The sequence below is a fragment of the Streptomyces sp. NPDC031111 genome (genome assembly GCF_055570675.1).
Genome location: NZ_JBVIGS010000010.1, coordinates 225,602 through 240,243, shown reverse-complemented (window position 1 = coordinate 240,243; position 14,642 = coordinate 225,602). Strand labels below are relative to the sequence as shown.

Sequence of the window (14,642 nt, the reverse complement as noted above, 5' to 3'; positions counted from 1 at the left end):
TCCTCATACGGCCCCATCCCACTCCGACAGGAGCGCACGCATGCTCCAGCACGGCAACGAAGCCGGGCACCCGGCCCCGTCCCCCGGCGTCCCGCGCCGCCGCGTCCTCACCGCCATGGCGGGTGCGGGAGCCGCGGTGGCGTCCCCGGCGCTGCTCACCGGTTGCGGCACCGCACAGGCGAAGGGGGGCAACCTCCAGTTCTGGAACTTCTACGGACCCCAGCGCTCGCCCGACCCGGCGATCAACGCGCAGTCCAAGTGGTTCGTCGACATGGTCGACCAGTGGAACGCCACCCACAAGCAGCAGATCGACCTCGTCTATCTGCCGCAGCCCACCTATCTCAACGGGTTCAAGCTGCCGTCCGCCTTCGCCACCGGCGAGGGCCCCGACATCTTCATGCTCTCCCCCGGCGACTTCCTGCGTTACTACAACGGCGGCGTCCTGGAGGACCTCACGCCGCACATGGAGAAGGCGGCCATCGACGACTTCGGCTCCGCGCTGGACAGCCGCAGGGTCGACGGCAAGGTCTACGCCCTCCCCATGGAGATCGAGCCGCTGGCCATGTTCTACTCCCGTTCCCTGTGGGAGAAGGCCGGCCTGTCCGAGGCGGACATCCCCACCACCTGGGACCAGATGCTCGACATCGGCGACAAGCTGCGCTCGAAGACCACGGCGGGCCTGGTCTTCGAGACCAACCCCGGCTACTACCAGAACTTCACCTGGTACCCGTGGATGTGGCAGGGCGGCGGCGACGTCCTGGACGAGCGGGGCAACGTGGCCTTCGACTCCAAGGCCACCCGGCAGGCCCTGGCGTTCTGGCAGGACGCGGTGCGGCACGGCATCACGCCCCGCACCCTGCCCGCCGCCGGTGACGTGATCGGCGGGTTCAAGGCCGGCAACGTCGCCATGTGGCAGCAGGGCATCTGGCAGGTCTCCAGCTTCAAGGCGTTCGCCCCCGACTACGAGTACGGCGTCTTCAAGCTGCCCGTGCCCGACGGCGGCGAGTACGTCACCACGCTGGGCGGCTGGTCCTTCTGCGCCAACGCCCAGGGGCGCAACCCCGAGGCGGCGGCCGAGTTCTGCGTCTGGGCGCTGGGGTCCATGAAGGACGACTCCATCAACCGGATGGTCGACTGGTGCACCGGCGCCAAGTCCGATGTGGCGCCCCGCGCCACGGCCCTGGAGCGGGGCGCCGCCAAGGGCGGCTACGACTCCGAGATCATGAAGAAGTTCAAGGACGAGATCTTCCCGGGCGGCCGCGCGGAGCCGCGCTATCCCCCGGTGGTCTACAAGGCGATCTCCGACGCCATCCAGGGCACCATGCTGGCCGGCCACGGCGTCGAAGGTGCCGCGGAGCGGGCGGCCCGGTCCATCGAGGCCTACACCAAGAGCTACAAGGGGGCGAGCCTGATATGAGCAGCGTCGCCGCACAGGACCGACGGTCCGCCGAAACGGCCCCGGCGAAGGCGCCCGCCGCCTCCTCCAAGCCGGGACTGAGCAGAAAGCACCGCGAGTGGCTGGCCGCCGGCCTGTTCCTCGCCCCCGACGTCCTCGGGCTGCTGGTCTTCGTCGCCGTCCCGATGGTGCTGTCCATCGCCCTGAGCTTCTTCCAGGTCAGCGGCTTCGGCAGCTACGAGTGGATCGGGCTCGGCAACTACGAGCGGATGATGAACGACCCGCTCTTCTGGGACTCCATGAAGATCACCGGCCTGTACGTGGTGATCCTCGTCCCCGTGCTGTTCTGCGTGAGCCTCGCCCTGGGCCTGCTCGTCAAGCAGAAGCTGCCCGGCATGGGCGTGTACCGCACCGTGCTCTTCATGCCGTACGTCATCAGCCTCGTGGTGGTCGGCGTGCTGTGGAAGTTCCTGCTCGACGAGCAGACCGGCGCGGTCAACCGGGCCATGCGGGCGGCCGGCCTCGACGGCGAGTCCTGGCTCGGCAGCCCGTCCCTCGCCCTCGCCTGCGTCATCGCCGTCATGGTGTGGGTGATGATGGGGTACTACATGATCATCTTCCTGGCGGGTCTCCAGGAGATCCCCAAGGAGTACTACGAGGCCGCGAAGCTCGACGGCTCGGGCCCGTGGACCACGTTCCGCACCATCACCTGGCCGCTGCTCCGTCCGACCAGCTTCTTCGTGCTGCTGATGTCGACGGTCGCCGCCATCACCGGCGGTCTCGACCTGATCTTCGTCCTGACCAACGGCGGTCCCGCCAACGGCACCTCGCTGGCGATCTTCTACATCTACCAGCAGGCCTTCGGATTCGGCGAGTACGGCTATGCGTCGGCCATGGGCTCGTTCCTGGTGCTGATCATGGTCGCCGTCTCCGCGGTCATCTTCAAGCTCACGAAGGGCGGGAGGTTCGACGATGGCGAGTGACACCATGACGAGCCGAGCCACCACACCGGCCGGCCGGCGCAAGCCGTTCTCGTCCCGCACGGGACTGACGGTTCTCGCCGTCGTCGTATCGCTGATCAGCCTCTTCCCGGTGCTGTGGATGCTCACGTCGTCCTTCAAGACGCGTGAGACCGTCACCGACGGCAAGCTGATCCCCACGGACTTCACCTTCGACAACTTCGTGTACGTCTTCACGGAGGTGCCGTTCGCCCGCTACCTGTGGAACAGCTTCTTCATCTCCGCGGTGATCACCGTGGTGGCGCTGTTCTTCCACTCGATGGCGGCGTACGCGCTGGCCCGGCTGCGCTTCCCGGGCCGTGAGAAGGTGTTCGGCGCGATCTTCGCGACCCTGCTGGTCACGGCCCCCGTGGTGCTGATCCCGCTGTTCCTGGTCGTGCGTGAGCTGGGCATGCTGGACAGCTACGCCGGCCTGATCATCCCGGCGATCTTCAACGCCTTCGGCATCTTCCTGCTGCGCCAGTTCTATCTGGGGCTGCCGAAGGAGCTGGAGGAGGCGGCGGTGATCGACGGCTGCGGTCACTGGCGGGTGTACTGGAACATCGTGCTGCCGATGTCCCGGCCGATCCTCTCGGCACTGGCGATCTTCTTCTTCCTGGCCAACTGGAACGCCTTCGTCTGGCCGCTGGTCGCCACCAGCGACCAGGACCTGACGGTAGTCCAGCTCGGTATCGCCTCGTTCCAGACGCAGTACACGTCCAATTGGAACTACATCCTCGCGGCGGCGACGATCGCCGCACTCCCGATGCTGATCCTGTTCTTCATCTTCCAGCGCCAAATCGTGGAGTCCGTCAAGACCTCCGGCCTGAAGTAGCCCCGGACACAAAGAAAGTGGCGCCGCACCGGTCGACTGACGGGTGCGGCGCCACCGTCGCTCTCCGCGGGCAGTCGTGCCGCTGGGGCGGCACGGGTGGGCGCGACGGCACCTCGCAAGCGCCGGGCCGCGCGACCCACCCCCGGCCCACACCCACGCGGGAGCCCCGCCAAACGCACCGGCGCCGCACCGGACGGATGTCCGATGCGGCGCCAGTACGTTGAATTGAGCCCCGGTCACACCATGACCGGACCCGCCGTGCTCTCACGAACCTGCAGCGTCGTCCGCAGAACCACCGTCTGCAGCGGAGAGGACACGTTCCCCTCCATCCGCTGAAGCAGCAGCTCCGCCGCCGTCCGCCCGAGCTCGTACGACGGCAGCTCCACCGCCGTGAGCGAGGGCCGGACCAGTGAGGCCCACGGCACGTCGCCGAAGGACAGGACGCCGACGCCGGGCGGCGTCCGTCCGACCTCGCCGAGGGCGTCGAGGACACCGATGGTCATGAGGTTGTTGGCGACGAACACCGCGTCGGGCGGTTCGGGCAGGGCCAGCAGGTCGCGCATGGCGGCCCGGCCCCCCTCGACCCGGAAGTCGGCGTGCCGCACATAGGCGTCCTCGGCCACCACGCCCTCGTCCCGCGCCGAGTGGAGGGCGGCACGGTAGCCGGCCAGGCGCTCCTCGGAGGTCGAGGCACCGGCGGGACCGGTGATGCAGGCGATCCTGCGGTAGCCGGCCTGGACGAGATGGCGCGTGGCCACCTCGCCGCCGTGCCGGTCGTCCACCCTGACCGCGTCCACCTCGGCGTCGCGGGGCCGCCGGTCGACGGCGACCACGGGCACGCCCCGGGCGGTCAGCGGGCCGAGGTCCGTCTCGTCCCGGGAGGACGCCGCGACGATCACGCCGGCCATCTGCTCGCCGAGGGCGACCTCGAGGTAGCGGCGCTCCTTGTCGGTGTCCTCGTCGGAGTTGCACAGGACGACCGACAGGCTGGTGCGCTGCGCGGCGTCCTCGACGCCGCGGGCGAGAGAAGTGAAGAACGGGTTCTCGATGTCCGGGATGATCAGCGCGATCACGCTGGACCGCTGCTTGCGCAGCGACCGGGCGACCCGGTTGGGCGCGAAGCCGAGGGCCGCGGCGGCCTCCTGGACGGACTGGGCACGTGCCGGTGTGACATTGCCGCCGTTGAAGACGCGCGAGACCGTGGCCGGGGATACTCCGGCTGCTCGCGCCACGTCATGGATCGTCACCACCTGCGTACGCATCCTTTCACCGTGTGTGGCTCTCACCCTACCTGCCGCTGAAAAGGATTTCACCCCTCTACTTCGCGGCCTCGCAGGTCATGGGCGCCCGGAGAGTTCACCCTTCATTCGTGGCGCGTGGTGTGAAAGGACAGATCGTCCGGGCAACTTTGACATGAACCTGCGGTCCGGTGGTCGGGCCGCAGTCTCATGGAGGTGTGGGATGCACCGAAGACTGGCCGCCGTACTCGCCGCCCCGGCGCTGGCCCTGGCCGGCGTCCTCGGCACCGCGACAGCCGCCGACGCCGTACCCGCCGACAAGTCCCAGGTCCTCGCGAGCTGGACGCAGACCAGCGCGACGAGCTACAACTCCTGGACCGCGGCCCGCGCCAACCAATCCGCCTGGTCCGCCTACCAGTTCGACTGGTCCACCGACTACTGCTCCACCTCCCCGGACAACCCCTTCGGCTTCCCGTTCTCGACCGCCTGCGCCCGCCACGACTTCGGCTACCGCAACTACAAGGCCGCCGGCACGTTCAGCGCCAACAAGTCACGGCTCGACAGCGCCTTCTACGAAGACCTCAAGCGCGTCTGCAACCGTTACGGCGGCGCCACGAAGACCGCCTGCGACAGCACCGCGTGGACGTACTACCAGGCCGTCAGGGTCTTCGGCTGACCCCCGTGCGCAAGGAGCCGTACGCCGCCGGTCCCCCAACGGGCCGACGGCGTACGGCAGTCCGCGCGGACTAGCGGCGGCTGCGCACCAGCACGTACAGGAAGTACGGCGTGCCGATCGCGGCCGTCATCAGGCCGGCGCCCAGCTGGGCGGGAGCGATCACGGTGCGGCCCAACAGGTCGGCCGTGCACACCAGTACGGCGCCGAGGAGCAGGGCGACCGGGAGCACCCGGGTGTGCCGCCGCCCGACGAGGGCACGTGCCGCGTGCGGGGCGACCAGGCCGACGAAGCCGATGGTGCCCGCGGCGGCGACGGCGGTGGCCGTGAGCAGCACGCTCAGGACGAGGAAGCCGAGCCTCCCGCGTGCCAGGTCGAGTCCCAGCAGCCGGGGGGTGTCCTCGTCGAGGGAGACCAGGTCGAGTTCCCGGTGCCGGATGCCGGCCGCCACGACGCCGACGGCGAGGACGGCGGCGAGGGGGAGGACGTCCGGCAGGGTCCGGCCGTAGGTGGAACCCGACAGCCAGGTGAGGGCCTTGGTGGCGTTGAACGGGTCGGTGAGCACGATCAGCAGGCTGATCAGGGCCGTCGAACCGGACGCGACACCGATGCCGACGAGCACCAGCCGGTTCTGCTGGTAGCCCCCGCGGGCGGCGAGGCCGAAGACGACCACGGCGGTGACCGCGGATCCCGCGAAGGCGGCCCCGGCCACACCCCACGCCCCGGCGGCGGGGACCGTCGTCACGAGGATCACGGCGCCGAGCGCGCCACCGCCGGAGACGCCCAGGACGGCGGGCTCCGCCAGCGGATTGCGGGTGACCGCCTGCACCAGCGTTCCGGCCAGGGCGAGCGCCGCCCCGGCGAGGAGCGCGGCGAGGACCCGGGGGGTCCGGGTGTCCAGGACGAAGGAGACCGTGCGACCGGCCCTGCCCTGCGCCCAGTTGACCACGTCGCCCAGCAGGAGCTTGCTGTCGCCCAGCAGCACGGCGGCGACGGTGATGCCGACGAGGGCGAGGGAGAGCACGGTGACGGTGGTGAGGAAGACCGCCCGGCTGCGGATGCGCAGCTTGTCCGGTGCGGCGGCGCCGGCGGTGTCGCGGAGCCGGGCCGCCATCACGACCAGGAACACCGCGCCGACGAGGCTGGTGACGACACCGGTGGGGACGGCGACCGCGGTGTCCGCGTCGACGAGCGCACGCAGCAGCACGTCCGCCCCGAGCACCAGCGCGGCGCCGACGAGGCCCGCGACCGGCACGGCCGTCCGCAGCCGCCGCAGCCCCCGGAACCAGCGGGCGAGCGGACGGGCGAGGGCCGGGGCGCACAGGCCGACGAAGCCGATGGGACCGGCCAGGGTGACGGCCGCCGCGGAGAGCAGCGTCGCCAGTACGACGGCGGTGACGCGGGTGGTCCGCACGGGGACGCCGAGTCCGCGGGCGGCGTCGTCGCCGAGGGCGAGGGCGTCGACCCGGCGGGCGATGAGCAGCAGGCCGACGAGTCCGACGACGGCGGCGGGCAGCATCTGAAGGACACCGTCGAAGCCGTTCTGGCCGATGTTGCCCTGGTTCCACTGGTAGAGGCCCTCGGTCTGCTGCGGGAACAGCAGGAGCAGCCCCTCGGTGACGGCGGTGAGTCCGAGGGCGAGCGCGGTGCCGGCGAGCACGAGCCGTACGGTGCCCGCGCCGAGCCCCGACAGTCCGAGGACGACGGCCGCCGCCGCGAGACCGCCGGCGAAGGCGACGCCCGAGGAGGCGAGCAGCGGCAGCGACACCCCGGTGACGGCGGCGAGGCCGAGGGCGAAGTAGGAGCCCGCGTTGACGGCGAGGGTGTCCGGGGAGGCCAGGACGTTGCGGCTGACGGCCTGGAGGGCGACGCCCGCCATGCCGAGGGCCGCGCCGACGAGGAGCCCGGCGGTCATCCGGGGCAGCCGCGAGGCGATGACGACGGACGCGTCGGCCGGGTCGGCCCGTCCGGTGAGGGCCTTGAGGACCTCGGCCGGGCCGACCGCGGCGGTGCCCTGGGTGATGTCGACGACGGCGAGGGCCGCGACCAGGAGCACGAGCGCGGTCGTCACCGCGGCCGCGCCCGTCCGGGACGACACCGTCGCCGGACGGGCGGTGGGAGTGGTGGCGGTGACGGCCATCGCGCTACTTCGTCAGCGAGGCGACGAGGGCGTCGGTGTACGCCTCCATCGAGCCGGTGCCGCCGAACATCCAGATGCCGTCGTCCAGCCGGTGGACGTCACCGGACTTCACGAACGGCAGCGACTTCCATACGGAGTTGTCGGCGAGCTCCTTGCCGTAGGGGTCGCTGCTGGCGTCGTCGTCGTTGCCGATGTAGACGAACTGGACCTTCCCCAGGTCGGTCAGTCCCTCGACGTCGGTGGCGGCCAGGCCGTAGGCCTCGTCGCCCTTCAGCTTCCAGGCGTTCTTCAGTCCGAGCCGTTCGTTGACGGCGCCGATGAGCGAACCGGAGGTGTAGGGGCGGACGGAGACCTGGTTGGAGGCGACGTAGCCGTCGGCGAAGGCGATCTCGGCGCCGTCCAGGCCGGCGTCGGCGAGGGCCTTGCCGCCCTCGGCGAGCTTGGCGTCGAAGTCCTTCTTCAGGGTGGCGGCGCGCTCGGTGGTGCCGGTGGCCTCGGCTATGAGGTCGAGGTTCTTCAGCATCTGCCCGATCGGGTCGGCGGCGTCGGCGGACTTCACCTCCAGGACCGGGGCGACCTTGCGCAGCTGCTTGACCGCGTTCGGCTGGAGGTCGGTGGTGGCGACGATGAGGTCGGGCTTGAGCGAGGCGATGGTGTCCATGCTGGGCTCGCCCCGGGTGCCGATGTCCTTGGGCTCGTTCTTCAGCGGCACCGCGGTGTCCCAGGTCTTGTAGCCCTTGACGTCGGCGACGCCCACCGGGTCGACACCGAGGGAGACCAGGTGCTCGACGACGTTCCACTCGGTGCCGACGACCTTCTTGGCGGGGCCGTCGAGTTCCACCTTCGCGCCGGAGGCGTCGGTGAGGGTGATGGCCTCCTTGGACTCCTTGGCGTCGTCGGCGGCGGGTTCGGTGGTGCCGCAGGCGGCCAGCAGGAGCGCGGCGGCGGTGGCCAGGGGCGCGGTGAGCAGGAGACGTCTCATGAGGTGGTGCCGAGCCTTTCGCTTCGGGTGTGGTGGCGGCCGAGGGCGCGGGTGCGCAGCCGGCCGGTGAGGGGGTCTGTGTCGACCTCGATGCGGATGCCGTAGACCTCGGTCAGCCGTTCCGGGGTGAGGACGTCCTCGGGACGGCCCTCGGCGACGACGCGTCCGGCGGCGAGGAGGACGATCCGGTCGGCGACGGCCGCGGCCTGGTCGAGGTCGTGCAGGACGACGCCGACGGCGATGCCGTGCTCGTCGGCCAGGTCGCGCATGAGGTCGAGGAGTTCGACCTGGTAGCGCAGGTCGAGGTAGGTGGTGGGTTCGTCGAGGAGCAGGACGCCGGTCTCCTGGGCGAGGCAGCCTGCCAGCCATACGCGCTGGAGCTGTCCTCCGGAGAGGTGTTCGGCTCCGCGGTCGGCGAGTTCGGCGACGCCGGTGAGGGCGAGCGCGCGGTCCACCGCGGCGCGGCCGCCGGGGTCCGTGCCGCCCCAGCGGCCCCGGTGCGGGTAGCGGCCGAACTCGACGACGTCCCGCACGCTCAGCCCGCTGGGCGTGGGGCGTCCTTGCAGCAGCAGGGCGACGCGGCGGGAGAACTCCCGGGGGCCGAGCGCCAGCGCGTCGGTGGCGGCGTCGAGCGTGAGGGTCGCGCGCCGCGGCCGTTGCAGCCGGGCGACGGTGCGCAGCAGGGTCGACTTGCCGCTGCCGTTCGGCCCCACCAGGGCGGTCACTTCTCCGGGCCGCAGGGTCAGCGCGGCGTCGTGCACGACGTCGGCGCCGTCGTACGCCACGGTCACGTCGGTGGCCGAGAGTTGGTGGCCACGCGGGCCCAGGGGCCCCTCTTCAGCAGGGATCACATGGCAAGGTTAGCCTACCCTTAATTCCCGTTATCAGGGGGTGACCTGCGTGAAGGCAGAACCGGGCTCCGGCCTGGTCCGTCGGCGGGCGTACGCCATATCCGGCCACGGTTCCACGGCAGTTGGGGCTCCCTGGGGCCGGGGTGTCAGCTCTGGGGCATGAAGCGCTCCCAGACCCGGTGCGAGGCGAGGAGTTCGCTGATCCGGCCGAGGGCGGCGGTACCGGAGTCGGTGACCACGACGCCGGGGGCGTCGGTGGGGACGCCGGCCGCTTCGAGGGCGGCTTCACCGCCCGCCCACGCGCCGATCGCCTTGCCGTGCCGGAACGCCTCGGTCAGCAGCAGCTCGACCCGCGGATCGGTCGCCGGCCGCGCGGCGGAGGGGACGCCCTTGCCGTCGCGCGCCCCGGCCGTGTCGTCGCCCATGGCCTGCGGCCCGGCCAGCAGTACGGCGTCGAACTCCACGGACCGCACGGTGACGTAGCTGCGCTGCACCGTCAGGGCCGAGTCGCCCGAGCCGAGCGTGCCGCCGGTCGGCGCCACGACCAGCGGGACCATGCCCGCCTCGAGCACCGCGTCACGGACCGCGTGGACACCGTCGAGGTCGCCGTCCGGGCCGGCGACGATGCCGATGACGCGGCCGTCCACGGGCCAGGTCCGCCCGATCTGCGAGAGGGCCGGGCTGGGCTCGACGTCGGCGAGCGGCACGGTGGGTTTGGGCGCGGGCAGGCCGAGTCCGTCGGCGACACCGGCGCACAGGTCGGGGTCGATGTTGGCCAGCACCTGGAGCGTTCGTTCCCTGATGGCCTGTTCGTAGCATTTGCCCAGTTCGAAGGTGTAGGCGCCGATGATGTGCTGGCGCTCCACGGGGCTCATGCTCAGCCAGAACCGGCGGGGCTGGCTGAAGTGGTCGGCGAACGACTCCGGCGCCTCGCGCACCTTGGACGCCTCCGGGATGCGCACCGGCGCCTCGATGAACGCGCTAGTGTCCGCGCCCGCGGTGAACGGGCAGCCGCCGTCGAGGGAGTTGGGCCGGTAGGGCGCCACGCCCCGGTGCACGGCCGTCTGGTGCATGCCGTCGCGCAGCATGTCGTTGACCGGCGCCTGCGGCCGGTTGATGGGCAGCTGCGGGAAGTTGGGTCCGCCCAGACGGGTGATCTGCGTGTCCAGGTACGAGAACAGCCGCCCCGCGAGCAGCGGGTCGTCGGTGATGTCGATGCCGGGGACGAGATGGCCGACGTGGAAGGCCACCTGCTCCGTCTCGGCGAAGAAGTTGGACGGGTTCCGGTTGAGGGTCATCAGCCCGATCGGCTGCACCGGGGCGAGTTCCTCGGGAACGATGTTCGTCGGGTCCAGCAGGTCGATGCCCTCGAAGGTCTGCTCGGGGGTGTCGGGGAAGGTCTGGATGCCCAGCTCCCACTGCGGGTAGGCGCCCGCCTCGATGGCGTCGGCGAGGTCCCGGCGGTGGAAGTCCGGGTCGACGCCGTTGATGGTCAGCGCCTCGTCCCACATCAGGGAGTGCACGCCCAGTTTGGGCTTCCAGTGGAACTTCACCAGTGTGGTCCCGCCCTCGGCGTCGACCAGCCGGAAGGTGTGGACGCCGAAGCCCTCCATCATCCGGAACGAGCGCGGGATGCCGCGGTCGCCCATGAAGAAGATGGTGTGGTGGGTCGCCTCGGTGTGCAGGGAGACGAAGTCCCAGAAGGTGTCGTGCGCGCTCTGCGCCTGCGGGATCTCCCTGTCGGGGTGCGGCTTCGCGGCGTGGATGACGTCGGGGAACTTGATGGCGTCCTGGATGAAGAAGACCGGGATGTTGTTGCCGACCAGGTCGAAGACGCCCTCGCTGGTGTAGAACTTCGTCGCGAACCCGCGGGTGTCCCGCACGGTGTCCGCGGACCCCCGCGAACCGACCACGGTGGAGAACCGGACGAACACCGGCGTCTCGACGTCCGGTGCGAGGAACCCCGCCTTGGTCACGGAGGACGCCGTGCCGTAGCTCTGGAAGACCCCGTGCGCGCCGGCGCCACGGGCGTGGACCACGCGCTCGGGGATGCGCTCGTGGTCGAAGTGCATGACCTTCTCGCGCAGATGGTGGTCCTGGAGCAGTACGGGGCCGCGCGGGCCCGCCTTGAGCGAGTGGTCGGTGTCGTACAGCCGTGTGCCCTGCGCGTTGGTCAGATAGCTCCCGGACTGGGCCACCCTCGCCTGGTCGGCACCGGTGGGCTGGCCGGTGGGCGAGACGGTGGCCGGGCCGCTCTGGTCCGGCTTCGGCGGCAGCGGCTCGCGGGGCTCGGTCGGCTCCTCCACGGTCGGCGGCTGGGGGGCCGGCCGTCCGGGAATCCCGTCGGCCGGGGCCGATCCGTCGTCCAGCAGGCTGTCGGTGATCTTCTTCGCTGCCCGCTTGACGGGGTTGGCCTCGCTCATGGGGTGACACTCCTCCGCTTCAGACCGGCCACGGACGGGTGGCCGTGCGTTCAGTTGCCGACTGCGGGCGACCCGATGGGACGAAAGGCTCGAAAAGGGCATCGGGTGCCGCCAACGTCTCACGTCGGGCACGGCGCCGCAGCGGGCACCCGCCGATGGGGTGAACATCCCGCCTCGCGGCGCCGCCCCACCGCACCCGTACACCCCTCTCCGCTCTCCCCCGCCGGATCCGACCGCTCCGCCCGCGTACCCACGACCCGGAGGTCAAGGCATGGGGATATGGCCCGGAGTGCCGCCCAACCGTCCGCACCCGCTCACCAATTCGCGTCCGGGGTCTTGCCCGCCCGATGTCTCACCACTTAAATCAAACCCTGAACTAAGCGGCCGCGCAGCCGTGTTCGTCCTCCGGCATGCCCTCGCACACCCGAGAGCCGCGTCACCGCACCATCCGCCGCCCGGACTGCTCGGCCTGCGCGCACGCGGGCTCGCCCGCATCCCCACATCGCACCAGCAGAAGGCTGACGCATGAGACACATGAAGCAACCGAGCCGCCTGAGACGCGGAGCCCTCGGTGCGGCGCTCGTCGCCACGGCGGCACTCCTCACGCTGCCCGCCGCCCAGACCCCGGCCGCCGCGGCCGAGACCCCGCTGTCCCAGGGCAGGACGGCCACCGCCTCCTCCACCGAGAACGCCGGCACGCCCGCGAGCGGCGCGGTGGACGGCGACCCGGGCACCCGCTGGTCGTCGGCCGCGAGCGACGACCAGTGGCTCCAGGTCGACCTCGGCGCCACGGCGTCCGTCACCCGGGTCGTCCTCGACTGGGAGGCCGCCTACGGCAGGGACTACAAGATCCAGTTCTCGCAGGACGGCAGCAGCTGGGCCGACGTCAGGACGGTGACCGGAGGCGACGGCGGCACCGACACCGTGGATGTGTCGGGGCAGGCCCGCTACGTCCGTATGCAGGGCCTGGACCGGGCCACGGCCTGGGGCTACTCCCTGTGGGAGTTCCAGGTCTTCGGCACCACCGGCACCACCCCGCCCGGGTCCTGCGGGACGGCCAACGCCGCCCAGGGCAGGCCCGCTTCCGCCTCCTCCACGGAGAACGCGGGCACCCCCGCCTCCGCCGCCTTCGACGGTGACGCCGGCACCCGCTGGTCGAGCCAGGCCTCCGACCCGCAGTGGGTGCGGGTCGACCTGGGCGCGGTGCGCGACCTGTGCAAGGTGGACCTGAACTGGGAGGCCGCGTACGCCAAGGACTTCCGGATCGAGGCCTCCGCCGACGGGCAGAACTGGACCACGCTCAAGTCCGTCACCGGGGCCACCGGCGGCCGGGCCGCCTACGACGTGAGCGGCTCCGGCCGCTATGTCCGCGTCCTCGGCACCGCCCGCGCCACCGGCTACGGCTACTCCCTGTGGGAGGTCGCCGTGCACACCGCCTCGGACGGCGGCGGCGGCCCGATCGAGGGCGGCGGCGACCTGGGGCCGAACGTCATCGTCGTGGACCCGTCGACGCCGAACCTCCAGCAGAAGTTCGACCAGGTCTTCGCCCAGCAGGAGGAGAGCCAGTTCGGCAGCGGGCGCTACCAGTTCCTGCTGAAGCCGGGCACCTACAACAACATCAACGCCCAACTCGGCTTCTACACCTCGGTCTCGGGGCTCGGCCTCAACCCCGACGACGTGCAGATCAACGGCGACATCACCGTCGACGCCGGCTGGTTCAACGGCAACGCCACGCAGAACTTCTGGCGTTCGGCGGAGAACCTCGCCATCAGCCCCGCCAACGGCACCAACCGGTGGGCGGTCGCCCAGGCCGCGCCGTTCCGCCGGATCCACGTCAAGGGCGGTCTCAACCTCGCCCCGAACGGCTACGGCTGGGCGTCCGGCGGCTACATCGCCGACTCGAAGATCGACGGCACCGTCGGACCGTACTCCCAGCAGCAGTGGTACACGCGGGACAGCTCCGTCGGCGGCTGGACCAACGGCGTGTGGAACATGACGTTCACGGGTGTCCAGGGCGCCCCGGCGAGCAACTTCGAGACCGGCCCGTACACCACGTTCGACACCACTCCGATCTCCCGCGAGAAGCCGTTCCTGTACCTCGACGGCAACGAGTACCGGGTGTTCGTGCCCGCCAAGCGCACCAACGCGCGCGGTGTGTCCTGGCCGGCCAACGCGGGCGGCACCTCGCTGCCGCTCGACCGGTTCTACGTGGTCAAGCCCGGCGCGACCGCCGCGACCATCAACGCCGCGCTCGACCAGGGCCTCAACCTCCTGTTCACGCCGGGCGTTTACCACATCGACCGGACCATCGAGGTCGACCGCGCCAACACGATCGTGCTCGGTCTCGGCCTGGCGACGATCATCCCGGACAACGGCATCGACGCCATGCACGTGGCGGACGTCGACGGCGTCCGGCTGGCCGGCTTCCTGATCGACGCGGGCCCGGTCAACTCGGACGCGCTGCTGCGGATCGGCGGGGAGGGCTCCTCGGCGGACCACTCCGCCAACCCGACCACCGTGCAGGACGTGTTCATCCGCATCGGCGGCGCCGGTCCCGGCCGGGCCACCGACTCCGTCGTGGTCAACAGCGACGACGTACTGATCGACCACACCTGGATCTGGCGCGCCGACCACGGCGAGGGCGTCGGCTGGGAGACCAACCGCGCCGACTACGGACTGCGCGTCAACGGCGACGACGTCCTCACCACGGGCCTGTTCGTCGAGCACTTCAACAAGTACGACGTGGTCTGGAACGGCGAGCGCGGCCGCACGATCTTCTTCCAGAACGAGAAGGCGTACGACGCCCCGAACGAGGCCGCCATCACCCATGACGGCATCGTCGGATACGCGGCCTACAAGGTCGCCGACTCGGTGAACGAGCACGAGGCCTGGGCGCTCGGCAGCTACTGCAACTACACGTCCGACGACACCATCGTGCAGCACCACGGATTCCAGGTTCCGGTGAAGCCCGGCATCAGGATGCGGCACCTTCAGGTGATCTCGCTCGGCGGCAAGGGCCAGTACCGCCACGTCATCAACGACACGGGCTCGCCCACGTCGGGGACGGACACCATCCCGTCCAAGGTCACCCAGTTCCCCTGAGGGT

Annotated in this window: 10 protein-coding genes; 5 read left to right on the top strand and 5 right to left on the bottom strand. The window is 70.8% G+C overall.

Annotated features, from left to right (window positions below; genetic code table 11):
• Positions 1-40 precede the first annotated feature (40 nt).
• From ACZ470_RS22225 to ACZ470_RS22215, 3 genes are read left to right on the top strand one after another with little or no spacing between them, the layout of a single operon-like run.
• The gene (locus ACZ470_RS22225) at positions 41-1,417 is read left to right on the top strand and encodes an ABC transporter substrate-binding protein (protein ID WP_468429612.1); all 1,377 of its coding nucleotides are present in this window, start codon (positions 41-43) and stop codon (positions 1,415-1,417) included.
• On the top strand, positions 1,414-2,379 hold the full coding sequence (locus ACZ470_RS22220) for a carbohydrate ABC transporter permease (protein WP_468429610.1): 966 nt from the start codon (positions 1,414-1,416) through the stop codon (positions 2,377-2,379). Before ACZ470_RS22225 ends, ACZ470_RS22220 begins: the two co-directional genes overlap by 4 nt.
• The gene (locus ACZ470_RS22215; RefSeq protein ID WP_468429608.1) at positions 2,369-3,229 is read left to right on the top strand and encodes a carbohydrate ABC transporter permease; all 861 of its coding nucleotides are present in this window, start codon (positions 2,369-2,371) and stop codon (positions 3,227-3,229) included. The genes ACZ470_RS22220 and ACZ470_RS22215 overlap by 11 nt, the downstream gene beginning before the upstream one ends.
• Positions 3,230-3,465: 236 nt before the next feature.
• On the opposite strand, the gene ACZ470_RS22210 is transcribed toward ACZ470_RS22215, so the two are convergent.
• Positions 3,466-4,491, bottom strand: coding sequence for a LacI family DNA-binding transcriptional regulator (locus ACZ470_RS22210; RefSeq protein WP_468429607.1), 1,026 nt, complete (start codon positions 4,489-4,491; stop codon positions 3,466-3,468).
• 199 nt (positions 4,492-4,690) lie between these two features.
• Here ACZ470_RS22210 and ACZ470_RS22205 point away from each other — a divergent pair, with 199 nt between their 5' ends.
• Positions 4,691-5,143, top strand: a complete 453-nt coding sequence (locus tag ACZ470_RS22205) for a phospholipase (RefSeq protein ID WP_468429605.1) — start codon at positions 4,691-4,693, stop codon at positions 5,141-5,143.
• Between the two features lie 70 nt (positions 5,144-5,213).
• Here the strand turns inward: ACZ470_RS22205 and ACZ470_RS22200 are convergent, their stop codons facing one another.
• The 4 genes from ACZ470_RS22200 to ACZ470_RS22185 form a co-directional block, all read right to left on the bottom strand.
• Entirely contained in the window at positions 5,214-7,280 is a 2,067-nt protein-coding gene (locus ACZ470_RS22200) for an iron ABC transporter permease (RefSeq protein WP_468429603.1), read from the bottom strand.
• A gap of 4 nt (positions 7,281-7,284) precedes the next feature.
• Positions 7,285-8,262 (bottom strand): ABC transporter substrate-binding protein, encoded by a 978-nt coding sequence (locus ACZ470_RS22195; RefSeq protein ID WP_468429601.1) that lies wholly within the window; start codon positions 8,260-8,262, stop codon positions 7,285-7,287.
• Complete coding sequence (locus ACZ470_RS22190) at positions 8,259-9,113, bottom strand: ABC transporter ATP-binding protein (RefSeq protein WP_468429599.1); 855 nt, start codon at positions 9,111-9,113, stop codon at positions 8,259-8,261. The genes ACZ470_RS22195 and ACZ470_RS22190 overlap by 4 nt, the downstream gene beginning before the upstream one ends.
• 146 nt (positions 9,114-9,259) lie before the next feature.
• Positions 9,260-11,536 (bottom strand): catalase, encoded by a 2,277-nt coding sequence (locus tag ACZ470_RS22185; RefSeq protein WP_468429597.1) that lies wholly within the window; start codon positions 11,534-11,536, stop codon positions 9,260-9,262.
• Between the two features lie 534 nt (positions 11,537-12,070).
• On the opposite strand from ACZ470_RS22185, the gene ACZ470_RS22180 reads away from it, so the two are divergent.
• Entirely contained in the window at positions 12,071-14,638 is a 2,568-nt protein-coding gene (locus ACZ470_RS22180; protein ID WP_468429595.1) for a discoidin domain-containing protein, read from the top strand.
• Positions 14,639-14,642: the final 4 nt, after the last annotated feature.

Bases quoted from the DNA above. Each gene is read 5' to 3' on its own strand.
- ACZ470_RS22225 (WP_468429612.1), top strand. From the start codon at position 41: ATGCTCCAGCACGGCAACGAAGCCGGGCACCCGGCCCCGTCCCCCGGC.
- ACZ470_RS22220 (WP_468429610.1), top strand. From the start codon at position 1,414: ATGAGCAGCGTCGCCGCACAGGACCGACGGTCCGCCGAAACGGCCCCG.
- ACZ470_RS22215 (WP_468429608.1), top strand. From the start codon at position 2,369: ATGGCGAGTGACACCATGACGAGCCGAGCCACCACACCGGCCGGCCGG.
- ACZ470_RS22210 (WP_468429607.1), bottom strand. From the start codon at position 4,491: ATGCGTACGCAGGTGGTGACGATCCATGACGTGGCGCGAGCAGCCGGA.
- ACZ470_RS22205 (WP_468429605.1), top strand. From the start codon at position 4,691: ATGCACCGAAGACTGGCCGCCGTACTCGCCGCCCCGGCGCTGGCCCTG.
- ACZ470_RS22200 (WP_468429603.1), bottom strand. From the start codon at position 7,280: ATGGCCGTCACCGCCACCACTCCCACCGCCCGTCCGGCGACGGTGTCG.
- ACZ470_RS22195 (WP_468429601.1), bottom strand. From the start codon at position 8,262: ATGAGACGTCTCCTGCTCACCGCGCCCCTGGCCACCGCCGCCGCGCTC.
- ACZ470_RS22185 (WP_468429597.1), bottom strand. From the start codon at position 11,536: ATGAGCGAGGCCAACCCCGTCAAGCGGGCAGCGAAGAAGATCACCGAC.
- ACZ470_RS22180 (WP_468429595.1), top strand. From the start codon at position 12,071: ATGAAGCAACCGAGCCGCCTGAGACGCGGAGCCCTCGGTGCGGCGCTC.